Raw genomic sequence first — 25,664 nt, forward strand, 5'->3', positions numbered from 1 at the left:
TGACCGACGAGAATTTTCCTTCCCGCACCGTCTCGAACGAAACACCTGGTGAGCGTGTTTCCAGTCCGAGAACCGTGTCGGAGGTGCCCGATACAGTCCTGCCCATGATGAAACGCCAGCTCGTAGACGGCTCGAACATTGTTCCGGTCGTTTTGCCGGGTGCCGCGGCGGTGTTTCCAGACCTGTCGCCTGAGGTTGCTGCTCGGATCGAGCGGTCGGTGGCGGCATCGCGCTCGACCGGTACCCGTAGGGCTTACTCCTCGGCGTGGCGACGCTTCGAGACCTGGTGCACCGTCGCCGGGCACCACGCGTTGCCGGCGCATCCCGCGACAGTGGCGGCCTACCTCGTCGCTGCGGCGGACACGCTCACCGTCGACGGGACGCGGGCGTACGCGGCCGCGACGTTCGGCAAGTGGATTGCGGCGATCGCCGACCGGCATCGCCAGGTCGGCCACGACAACCCCTGCGGTCACGAGATGGTGCGCGCCACGCTAGCCGGTATTCGTCGCGACTATGCCGCGGCGGGGGATCGGCCACGCAATCCCCGTGCCCCGCTGCTGACGTCCGATATTACCACGATCGTCGCTCTCGCTCGCGCCGGTGTAGCCGGGTGGGCCAGCGAAGTACTCGAACGCCGCGACACCGCGTTGCTGCTGATGGGGTACGCCGGGGCGTTTCGGCGCAGCGAGCTCGTGGGGCTCGAATGTCGGGACGTGCGCCGCGACCGGCTCGACGGTGCGCACGTGCACCTGCGACAATCCAAGACCGACCAGGACGGTACCGGGGCAGTGAAAGCGTTGCCGTACACCGCCAATCACGATTCATGCCCAGTCTGCGCGTGGATCCGATGGATCCAGGTGGTCGCTGCGTTCGACAGCGGAGGCCGGGTCGCCGTGATCCGTACACTTGCCCGTTCCGTGCCGTTCGATCAGCACGTCTGCCGCGGACCGGTTCCAGTTGCGGCACATCGGATGCCGTTGTTTCGGGCGATCCGGAAGAACGGCAACCTGTCCGAGACGGCACTGTCCGGTGCTGCGGTGCACGCCGCGATTCGCCGCAGGGCCGGTCAGGCTGGATACGCCGCGGATCTCGTTACTCAGTTGGGCGGGCACTCGTTGCGGTCCGGCTTCGTCACCCAAGCGTTCCGTAATGGGTCCGACGCGCACGCGATCATGCGTCAGACCGGACACAGCACGCCGGGGATGGTCGAAATCTACGCCCGCGAGAACGCGCCGTTGATCGGTAACGCCGTGAACGACCTCGGGCTGTGACCAGTCCATTCGGCGTCGATCCGAGTCACAGCGGCCGCGCGGAACGCGGCGAAGGCGCTCGACGCGATGACTCCGGTGCTTCGTCGGTGCAGAAGGGCGGAGTCGGTGCCGGAGCGACCCGACCCATAGCTGCTTCGCCGAGCGGTTACCGCTACGAGTGGGCGCTGTTCGAGGACTGGTGCATTGCAACCGAGGTCGAGCCACTGCCTGCCTCGCCGATCACACTGGTGAACTTTCTGGCTGCGAACCCCGCGAGTGACGCTGTGCAGCTCCGCAGGGTCGCCGCGATCAACCGCCGACATCTCGATTCTGGACATACTCCGCCCGGGCGTACGACAGCACTGCGAATGGCGCTCGATTCCGGGCGGTCCGCACGAACGGCACGCCGCGCCGAACACTACTGGGGACTGGCCTCGGCGCTACCCTCGGCGGGATCGATGCAGGCGTTGTTCGGTCGTAGGGACGCGGTTCTGCTTGTGTTGTCGGGAGCCGGGCTCTCGCACCGAGCAATATCGGCGCTCGATCGGTCGGACGTCACCAGCGCGGGCCCCGACGTGCGCATCGGTGGCCGGCACGGTATCCGGATTGCAGCAAATCAGTCGACACAGTTTCGCCCGGCCGAGATCTGGGAACGGTGGCGCACCGTACTGCGATTTTCGGATCGATACCCCTCGACTACATTGCTCGCAGAGCATCTGCAGGCGAACGCTTTTCCCGATATGTCTGGGTGGCCGCGGAGTGTGGGTCCGGTCGCTGTACCGATCGACCGGTGGGGCCACATGCCGTTACCGGCCGATCCGATGACGCCAGCTGCGGTCGGGACGGTGATCGATGCCCACCGCTCCGGGGAGCCGCCCCGACACGTTCTACGGTGTGCACTTCCGCACCCGCGGGGGCGCGGCGAGATGGACTCGAAGGTGACTGTCCCAGTATCGGAACCCGTTTCAGCAGTACTGAATTCGGATTACTATCGCATCGGTCTCGACGCCCGGCGTCGCGCGCATTTCGCTTTGGCCGATGTGCCCGGCATCACCGACGATCTCGAGGACCGGATCGAGCATCTGCTGCAACGCACCGCGGAGCTGCTCGAGGTCGGCGATCGTTCAGGTTGGTGACGTTGCTGCACCTTTTCCTCGATCTACGGCGTCGACGGTGTCGGAGGACGATGACGCGCAAGATATTGGAACTGACTGCAGCGGTGCGTCGTTCGATGCGCGGGATCAAAGTTGTAAGGTGGCCGGACACGGCAAGTTCACCGTTGGCACGGGAGTGCAGGCCTACTTCTGCGACCCGCACTCCCGTGGCTGCGGGGCGCGCCAGCGAGAACACCAATGGATTGCTACGTCAGTATTTTCCCCAGGGCGCCGACTTTTTCCAATGCAGCGTCGAGCGGCTCGACGAGGTCGCCGACCTCCTGAACAACCGACCCGAAGACTCTCGACTGGCATAATCGGCGGCAGGCGTTCCCTCTGTCGTAGAGGACCACGCCGACTTGTCAACGACCACGATGCGGCCGCGCTCCTTCCTTCTCGGAGCTCCCGAATTGCCGAGGATGCCGACAGCTCCAAGAACCTCTCTGTTTCCGGTGTCCGGACTGACCGAGTGAATCAGTCGGCAATCAAGTGATAGTCGCCCGCTTCGTCGAGCGCGGCCGTGACTTGTTCTCGAGTGAGTGTCGTCTCGGAGTCGACCGATACCGTCGACTCACCGCCTGCGACGAGATCGACCCTGACGTGGTGGACACCGTCGATCGCTTCGAGTTCGGTGGTGACTGCGTCGGCGCAGTGACCGCAGGTGAGGCCGGTAACGGTGTATTGCGTGCTGGTCGTACTCATGGGAGCCTCCTTCGATTCTGTGGTCGTCGTGGACTGCGGTGAACTGCAGCCGCAGCCACTGCTCGGTGAAAGGTCGGTCAACGACAAATCTGACACGTTGTTCATCGGGTTCCGTTCATTGTTCATGGGCTCTGTAGTACCCTAAGGGGGTATCTAGACAAGGCAAACTATACCCCCTATGGGTATGTCTACGCCAAGTATTTCGGTTGTCCTCATTCCTGGATATCTCGGAGTCGGACCCCGGTGTCATCGCGGGATCTCGTGGCGGGCCGAACCCCAGGGGAGGAAGAGGGAGTAAGCCGCTCAACAGCGGCAAGCGCCCGCATCAGCCGCGCGGGTGACCGCCTGCGGTCGCGTCGAAATGTCGCTATCTGTTGTCGGGCTGGTCTCGACCGGGCCGAGTTACGTCAGTGTGTACAACGCCTGGGGGCTGGCTGCGTAGGCGGTGTCGTAGTCGACCGCGGTCAATGCCTCGACGGACCCGGTTGCGGAACGCTTCTGCCAATCGGCGCCGTTGCGACTACGCCAGGCGTATCCGTCGGTGTCGATCCCCCACAGTGCATCGCCGGCACCGGCGAGCAATACCAAGTTCGGTGCGTCGAGGACAGGAGAGAATGTTCGGGCCGTGTCGGTGCTGTGCTGAAGTCCATCAGGTGTCACCGCCCATACTCCGGAGCTCGTAATCGCCAACGACGCCGCGGGCGCAGCGGCGCCGGGAGTCCAGGTGGAGCCGCTGTCGGCGGAGACGAGTAGACCGGTACTGCCATCGAATCCGACGAGGATGCGTCCATCGGCAGCCAGCGCGTGGAAGTCGACTTGTCCCTCCAGTGACCGATCCGACCACGACATTCCGCCGTCATTGCTGCTACGCAGTCCCAGTGGGTTCGCCGCCGTGCTGGATTCGCCGGGATGACCGGAGGTGAAGAGGGTATCGGTGGCCGGTACACCCGACAAACCCATGAAGTCATCGTCGGAAGAGCCGACCCTGGTCAGGTTTCCGGACGAACCGATGGCGAAGAGTCCTGTGTGGCTACCAGCGAGGACGGTGCCATCGGCGTTGACGTGCAATCCGTGCACATGAGCCAGTGAGGAGGTGAAGTCGACCACTGCCGGATCGGCCGCGCCGTCAGTCGCTGCCGGAGCGGAACATCCAACGAGGGACAGAGCTGCGATCAGAGACGGCAGCAGGATGCGGGAAAGCGAGATGGACATAAAGTGCGGTTCTCGTTCTGTCGATGAGGGCTCGGTGATGTAATCGCTTGAGCGTCAACGCCAAGTGATCTCCCGGTCAGGCGCGGTGAACATGACCGGATACGGCGGCTGAGGTGGACGTGACTGCTCGGGCGGTATGTGCGGGACGACGTAGACGCATCGACCTTCATCTCCATTCACTTAATCTCCAATCACTGAGGCGATGTACGAGCGCGGATCGTTCGGCAGCGAACAGCCGTGGCAGCGACATCGCACCGACGATCGGTATCGGCTGAGTGCGAACAATTCCGACACCTTCACCCGCCTCGCCGTGGCGAGCACTCAACTACTAACCAGCATAGTATTTCGGGCAGGTCAGGCCGAAGTGCCCATCCGGTTCGGTGTCATCGCAGATGCGCCGGTGCGTCGCCCGGGGTGATGCCGACGTGGACGTGGTCGCTGTGCACGTCGTCGGTGAAGAATCCTGGACGGTCACCGTTGAGGTCGGTCGGACCTCCGACCTCGGTTGCGCCCAGTAGGGCTGCCGCAGTGACGAATTCGGAGATCGTTGGGTTGTTGAAGGGATCGTCGACAACGCGCCGACCGTTGATTTCTCGGATGTCCACCGCTCGTCCCACTGCGTGGTTGGACAAGCGCGGGTGCGGGAAGACGGTCTGGATGTGACCGGTGTGCATCACCTGCACTGCGTAGGTGAATCGATCGGCAAGTCCGAGCATGATCTGGAGCACATTGTTGTTGATGCGTCCGGTTCCGATGTCGAGTCGTGCAGGCTCGGAGAGCGTGATGCGAGGGTTGCTCAGCACCGACGACGCAGCGGCGGTCAGTGGTACTGGGGACCCAAGAGAGGTCAAAGGGTTGATCTTTTCCACCGTCCAGGCCGCGCCAGCGGCGATGTCGCGCTTGAGCCGGATATCGAGTGCCATCTGCCGGGTCGTCTCAGCCGGCTGCGCGAGCGTGGGGCGTTGTAGGAGTTGGTCGAACAGCACGATCACTGCAGCACTCTCTGGACCGATTCCGGCGTACTGCGGATACACCACTCGCAGGGTGCTGGCGAGGGCCTCGTCGGGTTGAAGCAGTGCTGCCGTCGCCGCGACTTCGAGCGATACCCCTGCGGTGCGCAAGCTGTCGAGTACTCCTCCTCCCTCGCTCCAGCTGCCACCTGCTTCGAGGAAGCTCGTCGCTGCGCGTTTGATCTCGGGCATCACTTCGCCAGCTGTCGGCATCCACCGCCCCGGATTCACCGGGGCCGATGATCGACTGCTCGGTGCGCTCACGGCCGGGGACCGTGCGGGAGATGCGTTACTGCTCGGTGCGAGGCTGGGGGATTGTCTGTCGGCGGTGTTGATGGTGCAGCTGACTGTGAGCGGCAAAACCGCTGCGGCTGTGAGCAGTTGTCGACGGCTGACTGTGATGGCGTTTCCTTTCGTGCGCGGGGGTCTCAAGGGTGAGTGTCGTGGGTGATCACCGCGGCGGCGGTAGCGGCAGGCCGGGAATGTCGATACTGGGCGGCGCTGGCGTGGGCGTGCGGTCGGGGGCGGGGGAGCCGTCACTGATGTACAGCGTGATCAGCGATCCCGGGATCGCCGCGCCGGATGGGGATGTGCCGGTAGCGGTACCGCGAGCGCCCTGACCGGTGGTGGTGACGACGGTCACCTAGAATCCTGCTGCTTCCAATCTCGATGTGGCCGACGACTGGCTCATGCCGCTGACCTCAGGTACTTGGCCGTTGGCGGAGCCGCGGACGTATTTGTCGTCGACCGGTGGCAGCTCGATGGGGCCGAAGTTCGAGGCGATTGGGTCCATCGCGTCGTACCAGGTTCGTGCGGGTTCGTTACCGCCGTAGAGGTTCCCGGAGCTGCAGGGCCGCAGTGGGAAGGAGCAGATCTGGCCCGGTGTCGGTGAGTCACCGTAGGTGTAGACGGCGGCGGCGTAGCGGTTGGTGAAGCCGAGGAAGCCCGAGGATCGGTTGGATTCGGTAGTGCCGGTTTTCCCGGACATCGGCAGCGTCCAGCCCACGGACCTGGCCGCCGATGCCGAGGTTCCTCCGGGTTGGTCGTCCTTGCTCATCGCGTTGGCGAGTGTGTTGGCCAGGCCGGGTTCGACGACCTGCTCGCACGCTTGTTGTGTGACCGGTACAGCTACACCCTCGCGGTCGGAGATGGAGTCGATCGGGTTCGGCGGGCACCAAGTACCTCCCGAGGCGAGGGTAGCTGCGACGTTGGACAGCTCGAGCGGGTTGACCCAGGTAGGTCCGAGTGTGAACGAGCCGAGGCTTTGCTCTTTCTGGAGGTCGGCCATGCTCTGCTCGTCGAATCCAGACGAGCCGGGGAGGGTGTAGGAGCGAAGCCCTAGCCGCACTGCCATGTCGACTGTCGGTGTGACACCGACGGACTCGAGCAACTTCACGAACGCCGTGTTCGGTGATTGCGCCAGTGCGTCGGTGACCGTCAGCGCCGGTGGGTAGTTTCCGACGTTCTCCACGCAGTAAGCGCCCGCCGGGCAGTTACGCGCGCCGCCGTCGCCCAACCCCCTGACCTCGACGCGCCGGGGAACCTGCAGTGTGGCGTTGGTGCCGAGTCCGCGTTCCATCGCGGCGGCAGTGGTGAATATCTTGAAGATCGACCCGGCGCCGTTGCCTACGAGTGAATACGGTTGCGGCTGAACCGTTTCGTCGGCGTCGGCATCGAGTCCGTAGGTGCGACTACTGCCCATGGCGAGGATGCGGTGTTCGTCCTGTCCGGGTGCGACGACATTCATCACGGTGGCGACACCGTCGAGGTCGGGATCTGTGTTCGCGGTCAGTGCGGCCTGGGTCGAGTTCTGCACCGCCGGGTCGAGAGTCGTTTTGATCAGATAACCGCCCTCGTCGATCTGCTCGCGGCTGATACCGGCGTCCTCAAGATATTGGAGTGCGTAGTCGCAGAAGAACCCTCGATCACCGGCGGCGATGCATCCACGTGGGAGGGTGTTGGGCTCGGCCAGCACCCCCAATGGCTCGGATTTGGCGGCCTCGAATTCTGCGGCTCGGTTCGGGATGGTTTCGATCATGTTGTCCAAGACAAGGTTTCGGCGGCTTGTGACTCCCTCGACGTTGGTGTACGGGTTCAGTGCCGAACTGGACTGAACCATCCCTGCCAGCATCGCTGATTGCGTCGCCGTTAACTCGCTGGCATCGACACCGAAGTAGGTTTGCGCGGCGTCTTGGATGCCGAACGAGGCATTGCCGAACGGAACCAGGTTCAGATAGCGGGTCAATGTCTCGTCTTTGGTCAATTCTCTGTCCAAGGACAACGCCATTCGGATCTCGCGGATCTTGCGAGCCGGCGTGGTCTCGATCGCGGCACGCCGCTCGGCGTCGGTGTCAGCGACGGCTCTGTTGCAAAGATTGGCGGCAGTCAGAGGTAGGCTGTCGCTCTGCGCCGATCAGGCGGCTGCTGCGAAATGGTGGTTGAGCATGCCCATGGCCTCCGTCAGCGCCGAGGGCCCAATGCCAAAAGCTCTCTCCACAAGGCGCACCTCGCCCCTGATGCCGGGCTGCAGGCACCAGGGGCGAGCCTGTCCTTTGCGCAGGGCTCGCATGACTTCGAATCCCTTGATCGTGGCATAGGCCGTGGGGATCGATTTGAAACCGCGCACCGGCTTGATCAGTATCTTGAGCTTTCCGTGATCGGCCTCGATCACGTTATTGAGATACTTCACCTGCCGGTGGGCCGTCTCCCGGTCCAGCTTTCCTTCGCGCTTCAATTCGGTGATCGCTGCACCATAGCTCGGCGCTTTGTCGGTATTGAGCGTGGCAGGCTTTTCCCAGTGCTTCAGGCCTCGCAGGGCCTTGCCCAGGAACCGCTTCGCTGCCTTGGCGCTGCGGGTCGGCGACAGGTAGAAATCGATCGTGTCGCCCCGCTTGTCGACTGCCCGGTACAGGTAGGTCCACTTGCCCCGCACCTTGACGTAGGTTTCATCCAGGCGCCAGCTCGGATCAAAGCCACGCCGCCAGAACCAGCGCAGCCGCTTCTCCATCTCCGGGGCGTAGCACTGGACCCAGCGATAGATCGTCGTATGGTCGACCGAAATGCCGCGTTCCGCCAGCATTTCCTCAAGGTCGCGATAGCTGATCGGATAGCGACAATACCAGCGCACCGCCCACAGGATCACATCACCCTGGAAATGGCGCCACTTGAAATCCGTCATCGTTCCGTCCGTCCAATCTCCGCCAAGCATGCTCAAGCTTCACGATTTTTGCAACAGAGCCCCCACTCCGATCCCTCGCACCCGTGGGCTCACCGCTATCGCAACGACGACGGCGACACTGTCGGCCGGGGGAGTCTCGGGTTCGCCGTTCGGCAGTGGGATGGGCCGAGCGCGCGCCACCGCTCTGCACCAGGGGCGAAGACGCGTACGAACGAACCGCATGGCGGTGCGCGGGCGGACTGCCATCGCCGCACCGGCGTGTGCAGCCAACGGCAGCACGGTCATCTTCTCGCGCAGTAGATCACCGATATGGGCATGGTGATCGAGGGTGCCGAGGAGGAATCCGACGACGGCGCCTTCGCTATCGGTTGCGACAAGAGCGATGGCGTGTCGTCGGTTGACGAAGCTGCGGTGCCACCGGCGCAGGAACCGTGCTCCCAGCTCGGGGAACAGGCCAATCGGTAGCTCGTCGAGGTGCAACTGCGCGCTCTGCGGTAGATCGTGCGGCCCGGCCTCGCGAAGGACGATCGCGACTCCGGGAGGAGGCGCGGCGGGGTTGGGATGAGGGAAACAAAGGTGCGGCGTAGACGATGAAACGTTGAAGAAGATATGCATGGCGTTGTCCTCGACGAGGCAGGCTCGCGCCCTCACCGCGGAGGCGGCGCGCGAGAAGAAAGGTGGACCGATCTGCGCAAACGCAGACCTCTCACACCCTCAGAAGGCATGCCGCGTCGAGCACGGACATCGGCGCAGGGGGAGAGACCGACCTCTCAGTTGGCGACGATCTCGATGCCTGTAGACCTCGAAGCTGGTGCAGCAGCACTGTCCATCCGGTCCGGCGCAGCAACATTGCCAGCCCTAGCGCAAGGATCGCCACCGCTATGTGGACGGACCCGATCAGGGATCCGTGATTGTCGTGATGACTGGACGCGCTACCGCCGATCCCCTCGTCCTGCTCCGGCGCCGACGTGTGCTCGATTTCCGGGACGCTCTCGATGACCGCAGCCAGCGGAGCGTGGCCGGGCTCTGCGGTGGTGTGTGCGACCTGCGACATCATCAGCACCGCCACTGCCGTGGCCGCCATGATGGACCAGAGCAGAATTCGGCGAATACACTCGCTCAACCGAATCGGACACACACGACGAAAATAGCAGATCCATGTCGCCGTCTACCCGCGCTAGCGACGAATACCGTGTGCGGTGACGCCTCCAGCGTTCCATGCGGGCCGCACCCTCAACTGCCAGGCATTGTTGGGTTCGACGTTGGCGCAGGGCCGTGGTGACCCAGAGGGCGGCGGGCCCGTCATCGAGCAGGTGCGCGGCGGCGCGATCCACGGTGACCAGTACATCCTCGTAGGCCAGTCGTAGTGGCGCTCGCTCATCGAGTTGGGACATCGCGACATCCTCGATCAACTGCAGAGGGAACCGCGCCGCTTCGTACTCGGCACGCAAAACAGCTAGTGCAAGTGTGCCTGATCTCACCGCACAGGTATTACTCCGCGGGATGAAACGCGTTTGGACGGCATGAGTAGAAGAACCGATCCGCGCCTACCGTGGGGCCGAAAGCGGCCTAAACCGAACCGCAGCCCGGCAGCGTTCCGGATGGACCAAGTACCACGTTTGTGGTTGCAGCACTTACCCTCTCGCCCAGGCGACTACCGCGCACAACTGCACACGGCCCATCAACTACTATGTTGCATAGTAATTGAGATGCAATCGTCGAAAGGGTGTGGCGGTGTGACAGCTGATCAAACCCCGGCGCTCACATCGCAGGGACGGTTACGCAGAGCAATCGCTGCGGTGCGCAACAGGTGGCGGCAACTGACCTCGATGCGAACGGCACTGGTGCTGCTGTTTTTGCTCGCTATCGCAGCAATCCCAGGCGCCCTGCTGCCACAGCGCAATCTCAACACCCAGGCGGTTGATTCCTACATCGCAGCGCGCCCGGCTCTCGGGGCCGTCATGGACACGCTGGAATTGTTCGACGTATTCGGAAGCTTCTGGTTCACCGCCATCTACGTCCTACTGTTTGTGTCGTTGATCGGCTGCCTGACTCCCCGAATGATCGAACACGGTAAAGCCCTTCGCGCACAGCCAGTTCGCGTACCCCGAAACCTTTCGCGACTACCGCTTCATCATTCGGGCGCTCTCGCCGGTAGCCCGAAAACCGTCATCGACGACATCGCGCCCCACTTGAGAGGGTGGCGTACTGCCGTTAGGCCCGAGCCCGATGGGGCGCTCACCCTCTCCGCCGAGAAGGGCTATACCCGCGAAGCGGGAAACCTACTTTTTCATTTCTCGCTGATCGGTCTGCTCGCGGCCATCGCCATCGGCAAGCTCTTCGGTTACGAAGGATCGGTCATCGTCATCGCCGACAACGGGCCCGGTTTCTGCAACACCTCGCCCGCCATCTACGACTCCTTCCGGGCCGGCAACAGCACCGACGGAACCGGGCTGGAGCCGTTCTGCATCAGAGTCAAGGACTTCAACGCCGACTACCTTGAGAACGGCCAGGCAGAGATGTTCACCTCGAACATCTCCTACCAGTCCGCCGACGACATCGCCGCAGACACCTGGCGCGACTATCAACTCAAAGTCAACGAACCCCTCCGGCTCGGAGATGAACGCATCTACCTCACCGGCCACGGATACGCCCCGGAATTCACCGTGACCTTCCCCGACGGTCAGAGTCGAACCGAGGCCCTGCAGTTCCGGCCCGACGACGCCACCACGTTCCTGAGTAGCGGGGCGTTGCGTTTCGATCCACCCGGCGGGACCTATGCCACCGCCGATGAGCGACGCCGCGGCCAGATCGCCATCGAAGGCCTCTTCGCTCCCACTGCGCAATTCAACGGAACCCTGCTCTCCTCCCGCTTCCCGGACTTGGTCGATCCTGCTGTGGCAGTGGATATCTACAAAGGAGATACCGGCCTCGACACCGGCATACCCCAGTCGATCTTCTCCCTGGACCAGGAGATGATCAACCAGGGCCGACTTGTCAAGCAGGATCGGGTGAACCTGCGTCCCGGTGAATCGACGACCCTCACCGACGGCACCAACATTCGATTCGACGGCGCCAAGGAGTTCGCCAACCTGCAGGTCGGATACGACCCCGCACAGTTGTGGGTGCTCGTGTTCGCGATCACGATGATGACCGGACTGTTGGTCTCGCTGGTGATCAAGCGACGTCGAGTCTGGTTCCGTGTACTCCCGGCCGAAACAGGCCGATCGAGCGTGGAGATGGGCGGGCTCGCCCGTACCGATCACGCCGGATGGGGACCCGAATTCGAGACCCTCCGCACCGAAATCTGGACGCCGCGGACAAAGAACCACTCCGAGACCCTCGATACAGAAACGGTGTAGCGCCATGCCGATCGACGACAACCTCGCCCGCTGGAGCGACATCAGTTTCGAGACCGCCTTCGTGGTCTACCTTCTCGCCGCGATCCTGTTCATCGCACAACTCGCAACGACACGAACAGCGACTCTGAGCCGGGCCTCGAGTCTGCATCCGCAACTGATCGCAGCGACATCATCGACACCGGGATACGTGCCGGTCCCCGAGCGAAGAGCCCCGTCCGAACGCCTGGGCCGCACGGGACTCGCCCTGGTAATGCTCGCACTCACTTTGCATATCGGGTCGATCGTCCTGCGCGGGATCGCCACTGGCCGCCCGCCGTGGGGAAACATGTACGAATTCGTCTCCGTCACATGCGCGGCCGGCATACTTGCCGGACTGATCGTGCTGCGCTCGGAGCAACTGCGCACACTATGGTTGTTCGTCCTCGTGCCGACCTTGATCCTGCTCTTCATTGCCGGAACTGTGCTCTATGCCAACGCGGCGCCCGTCGTACCAGCCTTGCAGTCGTATTGGCTCCCCGTGCACGTCTCCGTCGTCTCGCTCGGCAGCGGGGTGTTCCTGATCTCCGGTGCAGCCAGCACATTGTTCCTGATCCGGATCCGATATCCCAACAACAACGCCGTCCCCGACAGCAGAGTGGGCCGGATCGTCGCTCGTCTCCCCTCGGCGCACTCGCTCGACGTGCTGGCGTACAAGACCACCATCTTCGCGTTTCCCCTGTTCGGAATCGGTGTCATCCTCGGCGCGATCTGGGCCGAGGCCGCGTGGGGTCGGTTCTGGGGCTGGGACCCGAAAGAGACGGTCTCATTCATCGCGTGGATCATCTACGCCGCGTACCTGCACGCCCGGGCCACCAGCGGGTGGCGTGACACCCGGGCCGCGTGGATCAACATCGCCGGATTCGTGGCCATGCTGTTCAACCTGTTCATCATCAACATGGTGGTCTCCGGACTGCATTCGTACGCGGGTTTGAACTGATGTCGCCTGCTAGCCGCCGCCCTGTGCTTCGGCGAGGTCATGCGGCACCGGTCGCGTCAATCCCGCGTCGACCCGGCCGGTGTTGCCGACCGGGTATCGACCGGACCAGGATCCAGGAGCCACGACCACGATCCGAATCAACTGACTGCCTCGTGTCCGTAGTGCATTCCGGAGAGGGAAGTCACAGTGCCCCGAGCTTCGTCACCGGCCAAGACTGGGGCATCGACCGCGTCACCGATCCCACGATGTTCGAGACATCGGCGCAGATCCGTACTGCAGCAAAGGCGTCGACTTCATGAGACTCGGCCGCCCTACGGGGGCTCGCACACGCGAACAGAGCAGTCTGCCCGCCACGGCAACGGCATCCATCCTTGCCGTTGTACTCCTGGTCTCCGGATGTTCCGCAGGCGCCGACGCCGTGCCCTCCGGAGGTAGCTTCGATTTCGTTGCACCCGGTGGTCAAACCGACATCGTCTACGATCCCCCCGAAACGCGCGGAACCATCGGTGAACTCGCCGGACCCGATCTGATGGAGGAAGGTAAGAACACCGCTCTGTCGGACTATGACGGCGAGGTGGTCGTGATCAATCTCTGGGGTCAGTGGTGCGGCCCCTGCCGCGGCGAAGCCGACGACCTCGAAGAGGTCTACGAAGCAACCCGCGAGCGCGGTGTGCAGTTCCTCGGTATCAATGTTCGAGATCCGCAGAAGGACAAAGCGCAGGACTTCGTTGTCGACAACAATGTCTCCTACGCCTCGATCTACGACCCCTCGATGCGGACGCTGATCGCCCTCGGCGGGAACTACCCGACCAGCGTGATTCCCTCGACGCTGGTACTCGATCGAGAGCACCGGGTGGCGGCAGTGTTCATGCGTGCCCTCCTCGCCGAAGACCTGCTCCCTGTCGTCGAACGGATAGCAGACGAATGACTGTTCTTCTTGCCCAAGGCGGCGTTGGCTCGACGTTCCAAAATCTGGCATCGAGCGGACCTCTGGTACTGGCGATCGCCGCATGTATGCTCGCCGGGCTGGTCTCGTTCGCGTCACCGTGCGTGGTGCCCCTGGTGCCGGGCTACCTGTCGTACCTGGCGGGCATCGCAGGTGCCGACGTGCCGTCGCTCGCCGCCGCCTCGACTGGTGAAGCACCGCCGAAGCTGGCAAGCCGCTGGCGCGTGGCAGGTGCAGCGGGGTTGTTCGTCGCCGGCTTCACCATCGTCTTCGTCCTCGCCACCGCCTCGATTTTCGGGGTCATCGGCACCCTGCGCATCAACGAACAGGTGCTTCAGCAGGTCGGCGGTGCCATCACGATCATCATGGGCTTGACGTTCATCGGGTTCATTCCCGCATTCCAACGCGACACTCGATTCGCGCCGCAAACCATCTCGTCTCTTGCTGGAGCGCCGCTGCTCGGTGGCGTGTTCGCGCTCGGCTGGACGCCGTGCCTTGGCCCCACGCTCGCCGGGGTGTTGTCCGTTGCCGCTGGCACTGAAGGCGCAACCGCAGCGCGCGGCGTCACTCTCATCGTCGCCTACTGTCTGGGACTCGGTCTACCGTTCGTGGTCCTCGCGTTCGGCTCGAGTTCGGCGATGCGCGGTGTCGGCTGGCTACGGCGGAACTCGCAGAGAATCAAAGTGGCAGGCGGAGTGATCATGATCGCCGTCGGTGTCGCCCTGCTGACGGGGGTGTGGGGTCTGTTCATTGCCTGGATACGCAATGAATTCGTCAGTTCGGTTGTATTACCCATCTGAGAAGGAAGCCGAGCAGCCGCACGTGCAAGATCACGCCTCCCCAACTGCCAGTGCCGGTGGTATCGAACCCACTCTCTGTCGACGGCGCGCCCCCGCCGGGCCGCGATGACCCGATCCGAGAGCCGCCCCCTGTCCCTACCGCGGATCTGCGTGTCCCAAGGACCCCGCAGGCGGGTGCATCAGCAGGGGAGGGCATGTTTCCGGGGCCGTGTTGATCGGTGTGGCAGCTAAAAGGGCCAGGTCCTTCGAAACCGAAGGGCGGGGCTCGGTATCGGCCGAGCCCCGCCCTACGGTTGATAGTTCCCAGAATTGAGAGTTACTGGGCGAGCAAACTTTCCATTGTGGAGATTTCGCTCTGCTGCGCATCGATGATTGTGGAGGCAAGCTCCTTGGCATCAGCATTGGAGCCGTCGGCCAACTCGATCTGAGCCATCTCGATTGCCCCCTTGTGGTGCTCGATCATCATGGTGAGCCACATGGAGTCGAACTCCGCTCCGTTGGCGGCCGACAACATGTCCATGTCTTCCTGGCTCATCATGCCGGTCATGCCACCGCTCCCCATGTCCATACCGCCCATGTCCATTCCGCCCATGTCCATTCCGCCCATGTCGGCGGACGCTGCGGGCTGTCCCCATGCGGTGAGCAGGGCATTCATCTGCTCCATCTCCGGTGCTTGAGCTGCTTCGATGGCCTGGGCCAGCTCGATGACCTGAGCATTCTCGGTTCGGCCGTCGACAAGTGAAGCCATCTCCACCGCTTGTGCATGGTGGGGGTACATCCCTTCGACGAACGTGACATCGGCATCGTTGAATTCGGCCGATGCTTCGGCGGAATTCTCGGAGGACGACGAGGCCGGTGTATCGCTGCTCGACATGCCGGGCATGTTCATTTCGCCGTCGTTACTGCTGCAGCCAGCGAGAACTGCGGCGGCGACAGCGGAGGCCGCCGTTATCGCGATCGTGAAGCGGGTAGGTCGATTCGAACGCATAACAAACTCCTGAAATTGTTGGGGGGGTGGTTCGGATCGACAGGCGCACTGGCCTGTCGATATCTGTGTCTCACACAACGGTGAGTCACCTGTCAGATCCGAAGCACAGACAATTCGGAGAGAGTGAATATGGTCCAGGGTGGCGGGTGCCCGGTTCGATGACGAACTGCCGACAGTCGCGCAGCGTGGACGAGAGAACCGGCGAAGCCCACAACGATTGCCCGTAAGACGGCCAACGCCGCGACAGCACCGATGATAGCCAGACACAGATGCATGACCGAGCTGTGATCGCCACAGCCGTTCCCGCAGTGTGCTGCGGAACCACTCTCCGATGCTGTCGCAGATGATGCTCCCGAATGCTCGTCGACGGCAGGTGGAGCGCTCACCGTCGAGGTCATCGAGTGTTCGCCGATACTCGTCGCCGTTGCGAACGACATCGGCGCAGAATGCATGAGAAGGACTCCGAACAGCACTATCGAAGCGCAAACAGCACCTAGGAGCCACTTCTGGTTCATAGGTTCCGTGGCTGAAATCCTCACCGGTTCGATCTTACCGGTCTGCCACACGGGCATCCGGTCTCCTCGCAGTCGCGGCGTCCGGACCGTGGACATCGAATCAGGTGGCGATGGGCCGGTTGATTGCGGTCACTTCATCCCAGGGAACGGGCGCGACTTTGACGACGTCGCCGCCGGTGGGGGCGTTGACGTATTTCCCGTCGCCGATGTAGATCCCGATGTGTCCGATCGGTGAGTAGAGAGAGATGAAGTCACCCGGTTGCACTGATTCGCGGGAGACAGGTGTGCCCGCTCGTGCTTGGTCTGCGGCCACGCGTGGAACGGTCAGTCCCAGTTGTTTGTAGGCGAAGTAGATCAGTCCGGAGCAATCGAAGGACCCCGGCCCGGTAGCTCCCCAGGAATAGGGTTTGCCGAGTTGGTCGAGGGCGATGCGCATCGCCTCCGCTGATGTTCCACTCGCAGCCGAGACGGCGGCGGGTAGCTCGGAAGGATTCGTGGTGCCGGGGCTGACGATGGCAGCTCGATCCGCATCGGTGAGGGCGGCGAATTGGTCGGTGATTTTGGCGATCTGATCGGCCAGGTCGGTCTGGCGTTGCTCGAGGTCGCGTTGTGTACGTGCGGCGTCCGCCTCGGCTACCGCAGCGGACGCCTGTGCTTGCCGGGCTTGTTCGAGCTGGTCTCGCGCTTCTTCGTCGATCTGTGTCGAGTCGGCGAGTGCAGCGGCTCGATCGGCGAGGATCCGGTCCAACAACACCATCTGATCGAGTAGTTGCTGCGGGCTGTCCGCGACCAGAACGGCCCCGAGAGGGGATTGCGGTACACCTTTGTACGCGGCGTCGACAGCTGTGGCCAGTGCTCGACGGTTGGCAGATGCGGCCACTTCGGCTTCCCGAGCCGCCGCCGAGGTCTCGTGGGCGAATCGAACTGCGGTACTCAGTTCGCCGCGGCGACGATCGAGGGTGTCCTGCGCGGCGTACATGCTCTCGGTGAGAGTGAAGGCGGTCGCATTGAGTTCAGCGAGTTGTCGTACGGCTTCGGATGCGTTCACCGGGGGTGCAGCAGGGTCCGCCGAAGCTGGAGCATTTACCGAAAATGCCGCGGCAACAACGATGATCGAGGCGATCAGGGTAGCGCGGACACGCCGCGTCGGGCCTGAAAAAGAATGCACAGAAGAAATCCTCTGGGGTCGGTGTGGGTTCCCTGCGTCACCAGCGAAGGAAACGGAGCGCGGCGAGAGCCGCATGGGACTGTGTCCGGCCTCGCCGGTCACCATTGTCGGGTATCGGCAGTCGTAGACGGTTCCTCACGGTCGACTGAGGCTCGCGTCGACGCTCGACGCCTGTGCCGTATGGGCGGCGAGTCGGCGTCGATTGACGCCGACTCACCGCACCTGCAAACTACTATCATTCATAGTAGATGGTGGGGTGGTATCCGCTGACCGGGAGAGGGATGACGACTGTGACGATGCGTGACTGGCCGGCGCGCCGTTGGGTGGCCGCGTTACTGGGCGCGACGGTGGCCGCGCTGGTCGTGGCGATCCCCACCGGGATCATCCACACTGCGTTCTACGTTCGAATGACCCCGGTGTTGTGGTGGAACTATCCGGTGTGGATTGCCACCGCAGTTCTCAGTGGCCTCATTCTTGCGACATACGTGAGCACTGGGCTGGCGTCGTCGGTTTCTTCCCGTGTAGGGGTCAGTGCGAATGCGTTGTCGTTGTTGGCAGTCGGATGTCCGATATGCAACAAACTGGTAGTGGTGGCGGTCGGGGTGAGCGGTGCTCTGGATCTATGGGCACCCGTGCAGCCCGTAATCGGAGTGATGTCGGTGGGGGTGATGGTGTGGGCTCTTCGACTGCGAATCCGCGGGGAACGCGCGTGCCCTACTTCTCGCGTAGGTCAGGAGTTCGGCAACTCCGCTGGCTTTGGCGGTGCAGGCGCAGCAAAATTGTAGGATTTCTCGCCACGTCCTATCCGCGGTCCGGCAGCAACAGACGACGAAGGCGACCGCTTCTCGATGCGCCATCTGCGGTGTTGGGCTGTGCCTGCGACACCGGCAGGCGGGCGTCGGCCAGCAATCCTGCCACCCCGGCGGCCACGCAGGCCGACGTCACCACTATCAATGCCGGATTCGTTCGCCCGGTCAAAGCGTCCCCGAACAGCACCGCGGCGATCGTACCGGGCAGAATCCCCACGACAGTGGCCGTCGTGTAGGGCAGCAGGCGCACCGCGGAGAGTCCGGAGCAGTAGTTGACCAGGGCGAACGGTGCCGGGGCAATGAGCCGTAAGGACCCGACGGCCAGCCACCCCCGCCGAGCCAACCGGGCATCGATGGACTTGACCGCAGGATTCGTCAGCCGCTCCTGCACCGCGGTGCGCCCGAGCGCGCGCACCAGCAGCAACGCCAGCACAGCGCTGACAGTTGTGGCGGCGATCGTGACGGCGACCCCGGTGGCGGGACCGAACAACAGTCCGGCGCTGAGGGTGAACACCGTGCGCGGTACCGGGGCAATCGTCAACACCGCCTGGGTCAGAAAGAACACCACCACGAACGACGGGCCCATCGACTCCGCCCACTCGCGCACCACAATGATCGACGGGCGGGGTACGAGGGCGGCAGCCACTGCCAGTATTGCCAGCGCTGCCACGGTGGCGAGGACTCGGCGATCGCGCAGAATCGCCGATACGGTTTCGGTCATGACGGTCTCTGCCTGCGCCGCCTCGCCGAGGTTTCCGACAAGCACGCGGGAGTGGACGGCGAGGAATGGCTTCGCACTGCCGGTGCTCAGGAGCGGACGAGCCGTGAGATCGCGTCGGTGGCCTCTTTGATCTTCGCGTCGGCTTGGGGACCGCCGGCGATGGCGGCGTCGACCACGCAGTGGCTGATGTGAGCTTCGAGCAGGCCCATGGCCACCGCCTGCAAGGCTTTGGTCATCGCCGAGACCTGGGTGAGGATGTCGATGCAGTACTTGTCTTCCTCGACCATGCGCTGCAGTCCTCGGGCCTGGCCTTCGATGCGCTTGAGGCGTTTGAGGTAGGCGTCCTTTTCGGTGATGTAGCCGTGCGCGGCGTGATCATGGCCGTCGGTCTCGGCGGGTGCCTGCGCGGCCGCGGGAGTGGCCATGGTGTCCTCCTGGAATCCGAGTGTCATGCCGAGCATCCTCGATTATGCCCGCCCGGGGTATGGCGCGAGAGGGTCGGTCCGTCGAGTCGTCGCTGGGCCGCCGCCGCAGCGCACATCACCGCGCAGCGGGCCACCGCTCGGGTCGCCGGGTGCCGGGTGATCTGCACCAAGGTCGTTGTCACGAAGGACATGGCCCTCTCCTTTCGTAGGCTGCATCGGGGTTGTAGCGGTGGGGTGGGGTGGCGCGCCTGCATGCCACGCCCACCCCAGCCTTTTGGGTGCTTGTTCTACCCGCGCGGTTATCCGGTGAGGGACTTGAACCGGCGCAACCGCAAGCTGTTGCTGACCACGAACACCGACGAGAACGCCATCGCTGCACCGGCCAGCATCGGATTGAGCAGCCCGGCCGCAGCCAAGGGGAGGGCGGCCACGTTGTAGGCGAACGCCCAGAACAAGTTGCCCTTGATGGTGCCCAACGTTCGGCGGGACAGGCGGATAGCATCCGCTGCTGCGCGCAGATCACCGCGCACCAACGTCAGATCGCTGGCTTCGATCGCAACGTCGGTACCGGTGCCCATCGCCAGACCGAGGTCGGCCTGCGCCAACGCGGCGGCGTCGTTCACGCCGTCGCCGACCATCGCCACTACCTTGCCCTGCTCCTGCAGCCTTTTGACGACGTCCACCTTGTCTGCGGGCAGCACCTCCGCGATCACTTCGTGGATGCCGACCTGGTCGGCGATGGCACGCGCGGCGGCTGCGTTGTCGCCGGTGAGCATGATCGGCGTCAAACCCAGGCCCCGCAGCTGCTCGATCGCCTCGGCGGAGGTGGGTTTGACCGCGTCGGCGACGACCAGTACTCCGCGAGCCCGACCGTCCCAACCGACTGCGACGGCGGTCTTGCCCTCGGATTCGGCTGCACGCATCGCACTTTCGAGTTCGTCCGGCAGCTGCTGCGCCCGGTCGGCGAGGAGGCGGGCCCGTCCGACGATCATTGCGTGGTCGTCGACTATGCCCTGCACCCCGAGGCCTTCGATATTTATAAACTGCTCCACCGGTGGCAGGGCTCCGACCTTCTCGCGGGCACCTTTGGCGATGGCCTGGGCGATGGGGTGCTCGGACGAATCTTCGAGTGCACCGGCCAGGCGCAGCACCTGCGCGGTGTCCTCGCCGTCGGCGGTGATCACGTCGAGCAGAGTCATCTTGCCGGTGGTGACGGTGCCGGTCTTGTCGAGTACCACGGTGTCGACACGGCGGGTCGATTCGAGCACTTCGGGACCCTTGATCAGGATGCCGAGCTGAGCGCCGCGGCCGGTGCCGACCATCAGCGCGGTCGGGGTGGCCAGGCCGAGGGCACACGGGCAGGCGATGATCAGGACGGCGACGGCTGCGGTGAACGCGGCCGCGATCCCACCGCCGGTGCCGATCCAGAAGCCGAGTGTCGCCGCGGCAAGGGCGATCACGATCGGGACGAAGACTCCGGAGATCTTGTCGGCCAGACGCTGAGCTTGGGCTTTACCGGTCTGAGCGTCTTCGACGAGTTTCGCCATCTGTGCGAGCTGGGTGTCCGAGCCGATGCGGGTCGCCCGGACCACGATTCGGCCACCGACGTTGACCGTCGCGCCGACGACCAGATCATCGGGTCCTACCTCGACGGGCACGGATTCGCCGGTCAACATCGAATTGTCGACCGCGGAAGAGCCGTCGGCGACCACGCCGTCGGTGGCGATCTTCTCCCCGGGGCGGACGACGAACTCGTCACCGACGATGAGTTGATCGGTGGGGATGCGCTGTTCGACACCCTCGCGCAGGACGGAGACTTCCTTGGCACCGAGCTCGAGCAGGGCACGCAGGGCGGCACCGGCGCGTCGCTTGGAGCGTGCTTCGAAGTAGCGGCCGGCGAGGATGAAGGTGGTGACTCCGGCTGCGGCCTCGAGGTAGATGTTGCCGGCCCCGTCGGAGCGGGAGATGGTCAGCTCGAACGGGTGTGTCATGCCGGCCGTTCCGGCGGTGCCCCAGAACAGGGCATACAACGACCACCCCAGTGCTGCGATGGTGCCCATCGAGATCAGGGTGTCCATCGTTGAGGTGGCGTGCCGCAGATTGGTGAAGGCGGCCTTGTGGAACGGCCATGCCCCCCACACCACCACGGGTGCGGCGAGGGTCAAGGAAAGCCACTGCCAGTTGGTGAACTGCAGTACCGGAACCATAGCCATCGCGATCACCGGCACGCTGAGCACCAGCGATATGAGCAGGCGTTGGCGCAGCGAGGCGGTGGGGTCGATCTCGGCTGGCCCGGCCGCGTCGGGGTCGGTGGAGGAGGCGGCGGGCGCGGGGACCGTGGCGGTGTAGCCGGCCTGCTCGACGGTGCCCACGAGATCCTCGGTCGAGACATCACCGACGTAGTCGACGCGTGCTTTTTCGGTGGCGTAGTTCACCGTCGCGGTGACACCGTCGAGCTTGTTGAGCTTTTTCTCGATCCGGTTCGCGCAGGAGGCGCAGGTCATACCACCGATGTCGAGTTCGACTCGGCCGTCGGCGGTGGGGTGGTGCGTGACGGGATTCATCGTCGCTCCTCTCGGGGTGTGGTGGTGTGTCAGTGTCCGTGCCCGGCGGGCATCGGCTCCGAGGCGGCGGGCACCGCGGCGTATCTGCTGTCGGTGACCATCAATCCTCCAGGTCTCTGATTGGCGACGGGCCCGCCCGCAGTGGACACCGCGGCGGCGTCGTGAGTCGAGGTGTCGTGTGTGTCGGGTGGTGCGGCACCTTCGGGGCCGAAGGCGTCCCCGGCTCCGAAGGCGAGCCCGAAGACCGCGGCTAGGGCGATGGTGAATCCGACGAACTTCGATGATGCGTTCATCGTGCGAATCTCCTGTCCGGGTCTGGTGTCGATCAGGAGGCGAGCTGGTAGCCGGCCTCGTCGACTGCGTGGGCGATGGCCGTCTGCTCGATCGGGGTGTCCGAGTCGATATCGACTCGGCCGCTCGCGAGGTCGACATTCACGGCGGTCACACCGGGGATGCCGCTGATCTCCTCTCGGACCGAGGAGACGCAGTGCCCGCAGGTCATTCCGGTGACGGTGACGGTGGTGTTCATCGATGCCCTTCTTTCTTCGATTCGGAATGTGATCGAGGTCGTCGCGACCCACTTACAGATTTACCATACCCCCCTACGGTATGCAACGAGATGTGCCGCACCGGTGCTACGGCATGACCCTGGGCACTGACCGGAACACCGCCCTCGGATGCGGGAGCGGCACCCAGAATCGAACGTCGCACCAGAGCCTGCATCGGCGGGCGTCCTCGACTCCGGCTACTACGAACGCGGATTACGCGCGCGCAGAGATGCCCACAATCTTCTCGATGATGTCGCTTCCGTCCTTGCCGACGTCGAATCTCGTGCGGACAGAGTGTTCTTTGGGTGATGATCATCGTCATCGCCATACTGGCCACGATCATGCTCTTCGCATACGAGCGTTCGGCCATCACACCGGTAGTCGGTGCGCAGGCAATCCATCGGCGTTCTGTCCTGGCTGCGGTCGGCGTCGCCGCGTTGACCGTACTGGCTTTCGACCTCGGGATGGGTGGTTGGATGCTGCTGCTGCACTACACCGAGACCATGCCACCGGCCACCGATGCTGCGTTCTGGATGCTCATGCAAATCGGTATCGTCCTCGGGGTGGTCACGGGTTACCCCGTCGTCCGTCGCCTCCAACGTCACCGCAGTACCCCCGCCTGAGGTGTGGGTGGCCCGCATTCGCGTGAATGCGGGCCACCGGTCGGTGGATAGACGTGAACGGTGCCGCGTCGATACCCTCGTGTTCGGCAATCATCGTCGAGGTCTTGGGTGTGGGCAGTGCATGGGTGTGGGCAGTGCAGGCCATTTCCCGGCGTGCACTGCCGCTAGCCGGTGGCCGGTACCTCGCCGCTTTCGGTCACTGTGGTCTCGGTGGGGGGTGGGGTGAGCCGGTCGGATCGATCGAGCGCATAGAGAGCGGCCACAGATGCCGCCCCGACCAGGGTCAGTATCGCCCAGATCAGTGCACCCAGATGCGCGTCGCTGAGAAGCCCGAAGACGGCTCCTGTACCCAGATTACCGAGCAGGATGCCGACCCCGACGATGGTGTTGTAGAACCCGTAATGGGTGGCCACCAGCTTCCCGCCCGACAGGGTCACCACCGTGTCCATCTCGAACGGAAACACCGCGGCGGTGCCGACCGCCAACAGTGCAGCGGTGAACACCAGGGCGCCGGCGGCGGCCCACCCGCCCAGCGCGGCCGGGCTCGGCAGCACGATCAGCGGGAGGAACGCCAGCGCCATGATTGCCATACCGACCACCACGCTTCGCCCCGAACCCCACCTGCGGGACAACCAGGACGTGATCCGGAACTGCCCGGCGATCGCGACCACGCCGGAGACCACGAACAACGAGGTCACCAGAGCGGTGTCGGACCTGCCGTCACCGACTACTACCGCCGCCTGCAGCGGCAGCGCAAGATAGATCTGGAACGAAAGCACGTAGGATCCGATCATCGCCAGCGCGAACAGCACGAAGGGTCGGTTGGACATCACCACCCGCCAGTCCTCGAGTACCGATGTCGTGGCCCCGGCAGTTTCGGCCCGGTGCGCGGGGAGCGTCCAGATCTGCACGATCGTCAGCACAGCAAAAATCGCGGCCGCGGCCAGTGAGGTGACTCGGAAGTCGAGGGTGGTCAGCGCGAGACCGATCAACGGGCCCAGCAGAATCCCGGCCTGATAGAACACGTTGAACACCGCGAACGCCTCGACCCGCCGTGGACCGGCGTCGGCGGCCAGGTACGCCCGTACGGCCGGGTTGAACAGCGCACCGGCGAACCCGGTTGCGGCCGAGGCGAGCAGGATCGCCGGCAGCGATTCCGCGGCCGCGAGCAGTACGAAACCGGCGACCCGCAGCAGGCAGCCGGCGACGATCAAGGGTTTGTATCCGAGGCGGTCGGCGAGGGTGCCGCCGAGCAGGAACATCCCTTGCTGGGAGAAGTTGCGCATACCCAGCACCAGCCCGACCGCCCACGCCGCCAGGCCCAGGGGACCGGCCAGATACCCGGCCAGGTACGGCATCAGCATGTAGAAACCGACGTTGATGGAGAACTGGTTGACCATCAACACCTGGCTGGGCCGGTCGAAGCTACGGAACTGAGTCAGAAGGGTTTTCATCGAACGCTTTCGGTGGGATCGACGACGGTGGGATCGACGACGGTGGGATCGACGACGGTGGGATCGACGACGGTGGCGCACCGCGTCCACGACGTCACAGTCTCATCGGCGGGGTGGGCGATGGTCGTCGGCTCGGTCGGCGGGTCAACGTCGAGCAGGCCATGCTCGGTGCAGTACTCGTCGTTGTAGATGGTGTCGAAGTAGCGCTGCGGTCCGTCGGGGAAGACCGCCGCGACCCGGGTCTCCGGCGGGCTGGTGCGAGCGATCCAGCCGGCCGCGAGGGCCACGGCCCCGACGCTCCAGCCGCCGCTGGCGTGGTGCGTCGCCGCCAGGGTGCGGCACGACCACACCGCTTCGTGCGGGGCCACCCAGTGCACCTCGTCGAAGGCGGGATAGTCGATATTGTCGGGATAGATGCTCGAACCCAACCCGCGCATGAGCCGAGCGCTTGCGGGTTGCCCGAAGATCGTCGATCCGATGGTGTCGACACCGACCAGTTTCAGGTCGGGGCAGAACTGCCGGAGCACCCTGGCCACCCCGGCGGAGTGCCCTCCGGTACCCACCGAGCAAACCAAGGTGTCGACGCGGCCGAGCTGGGCGATGAGTTCGTGAGCGAGCGACTCGTACGCCTCGACATTGTCCGGGTTGGTGTACTGATCCGGGCACCACGACCCTGGATGTGTATCGAGGAGTTCACGGACCTTCTCACGCCGGGCCTGCTGCCAGCCGCCGTCGGGGTGCGGTGTGGTGACCAGTTCGACGCGGGCACCGTACGCGGCGAGCATCCGGTGCACGATCGGTTCCAGTCCCGGGTCGGTGACGAGGGTGACGGGGTGGTGATGGGTGATCCCGGCCAGGGCCAAACCCAGGCCGAGGGTTCCGCTGGTGGATTCGATGATCATCGAACCGGGAGCGAGGTCGCCGCGGGCCTTTGCTTTCTCGACCATGTGCAGCGCGGGGCGGTCTTTCATCCCGCCGGGATTGCTGCCTTCGAGTTTCGCCCAGAAACCGCGGCCGGAGTCCGCGAACGGTTCACCGATCCACAGAACGGGCGTGTTGCCGACCATCGTGCTCGGTTCCGGGCAGTTCTTGGCGGTCGCCAACATGTGGCCGGCGGAGGACGGTGGCACGAGTGTGGAGCGAACAGCACTGTTCATGAGTAATCCCTGTATGTGACCTGCGAGGGCGCAGTAAGTGAGTGATGGGCAGCACGAACTGGGCCATGAGAAGAGGAGTCCTCGGATGGCCCGCGGGCTGCT

General features: G+C 64.1%; 28 protein-coding genes and 1 pseudogene. 10 read left to right on the top strand and 19 right to left on the bottom strand.

The window, feature by feature from the left end; genetic code table 11:
* The first annotated feature begins 104 nt into the window (after positions 1-104).
* Positions 105-1,271: a site-specific integrase gene (locus CH296_RS27570; RefSeq protein ID WP_256980603.1), complete on the top strand. Its 1,167-nt coding sequence runs from the start codon at positions 105-107 to the stop codon at positions 1,269-1,271.
* Positions 1,268-2,386, top strand: coding sequence for a hypothetical protein (locus tag CH296_RS27575; RefSeq protein WP_237669161.1), 1,119 nt, complete (start codon positions 1,268-1,270; stop codon positions 2,384-2,386). Before CH296_RS27570 ends, CH296_RS27575 begins: the two co-directional genes overlap by 4 nt.
* Positions 2,387-2,878: 492 nt before the next feature.
* Here CH296_RS27575 and CH296_RS27580 read toward each other — a convergent pair whose 3' ends face one another.
* From CH296_RS27580 to CH296_RS29170, 7 genes and pseudogenes are all read right to left on the bottom strand, one after another.
* The gene (locus tag CH296_RS27580; RefSeq protein ID WP_094686187.1) at positions 2,879-3,106 is read right to left on the bottom strand and encodes a heavy-metal-associated domain-containing protein; all 228 of its coding nucleotides are present in this window, start codon (positions 3,104-3,106) and stop codon (positions 2,879-2,881) included.
* A 402-nt stretch (positions 3,107-3,508) separates the two neighbouring features.
* Positions 3,509-4,318 (bottom strand): F510_1955 family glycosylhydrolase, encoded by an 810-nt coding sequence (locus tag CH296_RS27585; protein ID WP_032401329.1) that lies wholly within the window; start codon positions 4,316-4,318, stop codon positions 3,509-3,511.
* A 383-nt stretch (positions 4,319-4,701) separates the two neighbouring features.
* Positions 4,702-5,541, bottom strand: coding sequence for a hypothetical protein (locus CH296_RS27595; RefSeq protein WP_032401331.1), 840 nt, complete (start codon positions 5,539-5,541; stop codon positions 4,702-4,704).
* A 238-nt stretch (positions 5,542-5,779) separates the two neighbouring features.
* A pseudogene (locus CH296_RS27600) lies at positions 5,780-7,687 on the bottom strand (transglycosylase domain-containing protein); the annotation flags it as partial.
* 54 nt (positions 7,688-7,741) lie between these two features.
* Positions 7,742-8,506, bottom strand: coding sequence for an IS6-like element IS6100 family transposase (locus CH296_RS27610; RefSeq protein WP_001389365.1), 765 nt, complete (start codon positions 8,504-8,506; stop codon positions 7,742-7,744).
* Between the two features lie 39 nt (positions 8,507-8,545).
* On the bottom strand, positions 8,546-9,121 hold the full coding sequence (locus CH296_RS29165; RefSeq protein WP_179277850.1) for a GNAT family N-acetyltransferase: 576 nt from the start codon (positions 9,119-9,121) through the stop codon (positions 8,546-8,548).
* A 91-nt stretch (positions 9,122-9,212) separates the two neighbouring features.
* On the bottom strand, positions 9,213-9,590 hold the full coding sequence (locus CH296_RS29170) for a hypothetical protein (RefSeq protein ID WP_155288774.1): 378 nt from the start codon (positions 9,588-9,590) through the stop codon (positions 9,213-9,215).
* A 115-nt stretch (positions 9,591-9,705) separates the two neighbouring features.
* Here CH296_RS29170 and CH296_RS29175 point away from each other — a divergent pair, with 115 nt between their 5' ends.
* The 3 genes from CH296_RS29175 (at position 9,706) to ccsB (ending at position 12,844) form a co-directional block, all read left to right on the top strand.
* The gene (locus tag CH296_RS29175; RefSeq protein WP_155288775.1) at positions 9,706-9,873 is read left to right on the top strand and encodes a hypothetical protein; all 168 of its coding nucleotides are present in this window, start codon (positions 9,706-9,708) and stop codon (positions 9,871-9,873) included.
* Between the two features lie 342 nt (positions 9,874-10,215).
* Positions 10,216-11,868: a cytochrome c biogenesis protein ResB gene (locus tag CH296_RS27625; RefSeq protein ID WP_179277851.1), complete on the top strand. Its 1,653-nt coding sequence runs from the start codon at positions 10,216-10,218 to the stop codon at positions 11,866-11,868.
* 4 nt (positions 11,869-11,872) lie between these two features.
* Positions 11,873-12,844 (top strand): c-type cytochrome biogenesis protein CcsB, encoded by a 972-nt coding sequence (ccsB, locus tag CH296_RS27630; protein WP_032375699.1) that lies wholly within the window; start codon positions 11,873-11,875, stop codon positions 12,842-12,844.
* A 9-nt stretch (positions 12,845-12,853) separates the two neighbouring features.
* On the opposite strand, the gene CH296_RS27635 is transcribed toward ccsB, so the two are convergent.
* Entirely contained in the window at positions 12,854-12,985 is a 132-nt protein-coding gene (locus CH296_RS27635) for a DUF3703 domain-containing protein (RefSeq protein WP_080733457.1), read from the bottom strand.
* 11 nt (positions 12,986-12,996) lie between these two features.
* On the opposite strand from CH296_RS27635, the gene CH296_RS29180 reads away from it, so the two are divergent.
* From CH296_RS29180 to CH296_RS27645, 3 genes are read left to right on the top strand one after another with little or no spacing between them, the layout of a single operon-like run.
* The gene (locus tag CH296_RS29180; protein ID WP_155288776.1) at positions 12,997-13,143 is read left to right on the top strand and encodes a hypothetical protein; all 147 of its coding nucleotides are present in this window, start codon (positions 12,997-12,999) and stop codon (positions 13,141-13,143) included.
* Entirely contained in the window at positions 13,140-13,772 is a 633-nt protein-coding gene (locus CH296_RS27640; RefSeq protein ID WP_080736598.1) for a TlpA disulfide reductase family protein, read from the top strand. Before CH296_RS29180 ends, CH296_RS27640 begins: the two co-directional genes overlap by 4 nt.
* Positions 13,769-14,590, top strand: coding sequence for a cytochrome c biogenesis CcdA family protein (locus tag CH296_RS27645; RefSeq protein ID WP_032375700.1), 822 nt, complete (start codon positions 13,769-13,771; stop codon positions 14,588-14,590). Before CH296_RS27640 ends, CH296_RS27645 begins: the two co-directional genes overlap by 4 nt.
* Positions 14,591-14,906: 316 nt before the next feature.
* Here the strand turns inward: CH296_RS27645 and CH296_RS27650 are convergent, their stop codons facing one another.
* From CH296_RS27650 to CH296_RS27660, 3 genes are all read right to left on the bottom strand, one after another.
* Positions 14,907-15,578 (bottom strand): DUF305 domain-containing protein, encoded by a 672-nt coding sequence (locus CH296_RS27650; RefSeq protein ID WP_094656089.1) that lies wholly within the window; start codon positions 15,576-15,578, stop codon positions 14,907-14,909.
* Positions 15,579-15,670: 92 nt separating this feature from the next.
* Entirely contained in the window at positions 15,671-16,189 is a 519-nt protein-coding gene (locus CH296_RS29955) for a DUF6153 family protein (protein ID WP_373557313.1), read from the bottom strand.
* A gap of 4 nt (positions 16,190-16,193) precedes the next feature.
* Entirely contained in the window at positions 16,194-17,141 is a 948-nt protein-coding gene (locus tag CH296_RS27660; protein WP_179277852.1) for an NlpC/P60 family protein, read from the bottom strand.
* 401 nt (positions 17,142-17,542) lie between these two features.
* Between CH296_RS27660 and CH296_RS27665 the strand changes: the two genes are divergently transcribed.
* A complete protein-coding gene (locus tag CH296_RS27665) occupies positions 17,543-18,046 on the top strand; it encodes a hypothetical protein (RefSeq protein ID WP_176457804.1) in 504 nt (167 codons plus the stop codon).
* Between the two features lie 16 nt (positions 18,047-18,062).
* On the opposite strand, the gene CH296_RS27670 is transcribed toward CH296_RS27665, so the two are convergent.
* The 6 genes from CH296_RS27670 to CH296_RS27690 all read right to left on the bottom strand — a co-directional run bounded on the left by CH296_RS27670 (position 18,063) and on the right by CH296_RS27690 (position 22,309).
* A complete protein-coding gene (locus CH296_RS27670; RefSeq protein WP_045841173.1) occupies positions 18,063-18,791 on the bottom strand; it encodes a TVP38/TMEM64 family protein in 729 nt (242 codons plus the stop codon).
* 86 nt (positions 18,792-18,877) lie between these two features.
* Entirely contained in the window at positions 18,878-19,216 is a 339-nt protein-coding gene (locus CH296_RS27675) for a metal-sensitive transcriptional regulator (protein ID WP_032375786.1), read from the bottom strand.
* A gap of 23 nt (positions 19,217-19,239) precedes the next feature.
* Positions 19,240-19,407 carry a hypothetical protein gene (locus CH296_RS29185; RefSeq protein WP_155288777.1) on the bottom strand — a complete coding sequence of 56 codons (168 nt, stop codon included), beginning with the start codon at positions 19,405-19,407 and terminating at the stop codon, positions 19,240-19,242.
* A gap of 108 nt (positions 19,408-19,515) precedes the next feature.
* Entirely contained in the window at positions 19,516-21,780 is a 2,265-nt protein-coding gene (locus CH296_RS27680; protein WP_094686191.1) for a cation-translocating P-type ATPase, read from the bottom strand.
* A gap of 29 nt (positions 21,781-21,809) precedes the next feature.
* Positions 21,810-22,073, bottom strand: a complete 264-nt coding sequence (locus CH296_RS27685) for a hypothetical protein (RefSeq protein ID WP_032375704.1) — start codon at positions 22,071-22,073, stop codon at positions 21,810-21,812.
* A gap of 32 nt (positions 22,074-22,105) precedes the next feature.
* Entirely contained in the window at positions 22,106-22,309 is a 204-nt protein-coding gene (locus tag CH296_RS27690; RefSeq protein ID WP_032375705.1) for a heavy-metal-associated domain-containing protein, read from the bottom strand.
* 327 nt (positions 22,310-22,636) lie between these two features.
* On the opposite strand from CH296_RS27690, the gene CH296_RS27695 reads away from it, so the two are divergent.
* Positions 22,637-22,951 (top strand): DUF4396 domain-containing protein, encoded by a 315-nt coding sequence (locus tag CH296_RS27695; RefSeq protein ID WP_094686192.1) that lies wholly within the window; start codon positions 22,637-22,639, stop codon positions 22,949-22,951.
* A 164-nt stretch (positions 22,952-23,115) separates the two neighbouring features.
* Here the strand turns inward: CH296_RS27695 and CH296_RS27700 are convergent, their stop codons facing one another.
* Complete coding sequence (locus CH296_RS27700; RefSeq protein WP_094686193.1) at positions 23,116-24,405, bottom strand: MFS transporter; 1,290 nt, start codon at positions 24,403-24,405, stop codon at positions 23,116-23,118.
* On the bottom strand, positions 24,402-25,562 hold the full coding sequence (locus CH296_RS27705) for a PLP-dependent cysteine synthase family protein (RefSeq protein WP_094686194.1): 1,161 nt from the start codon (positions 25,560-25,562) through the stop codon (positions 24,402-24,404). Before CH296_RS27705 ends, CH296_RS27700 begins: the two co-directional genes overlap by 4 nt.
* Positions 25,563-25,664 lie beyond the last annotated feature (102 nt).

This window comes from Rhodococcus sp. 14-2496-1d (assembly GCF_002259365.1).
GTDB lineage: Bacteria > Actinomycetota > Actinomycetes > Mycobacteriales > Mycobacteriaceae > Rhodococcoides.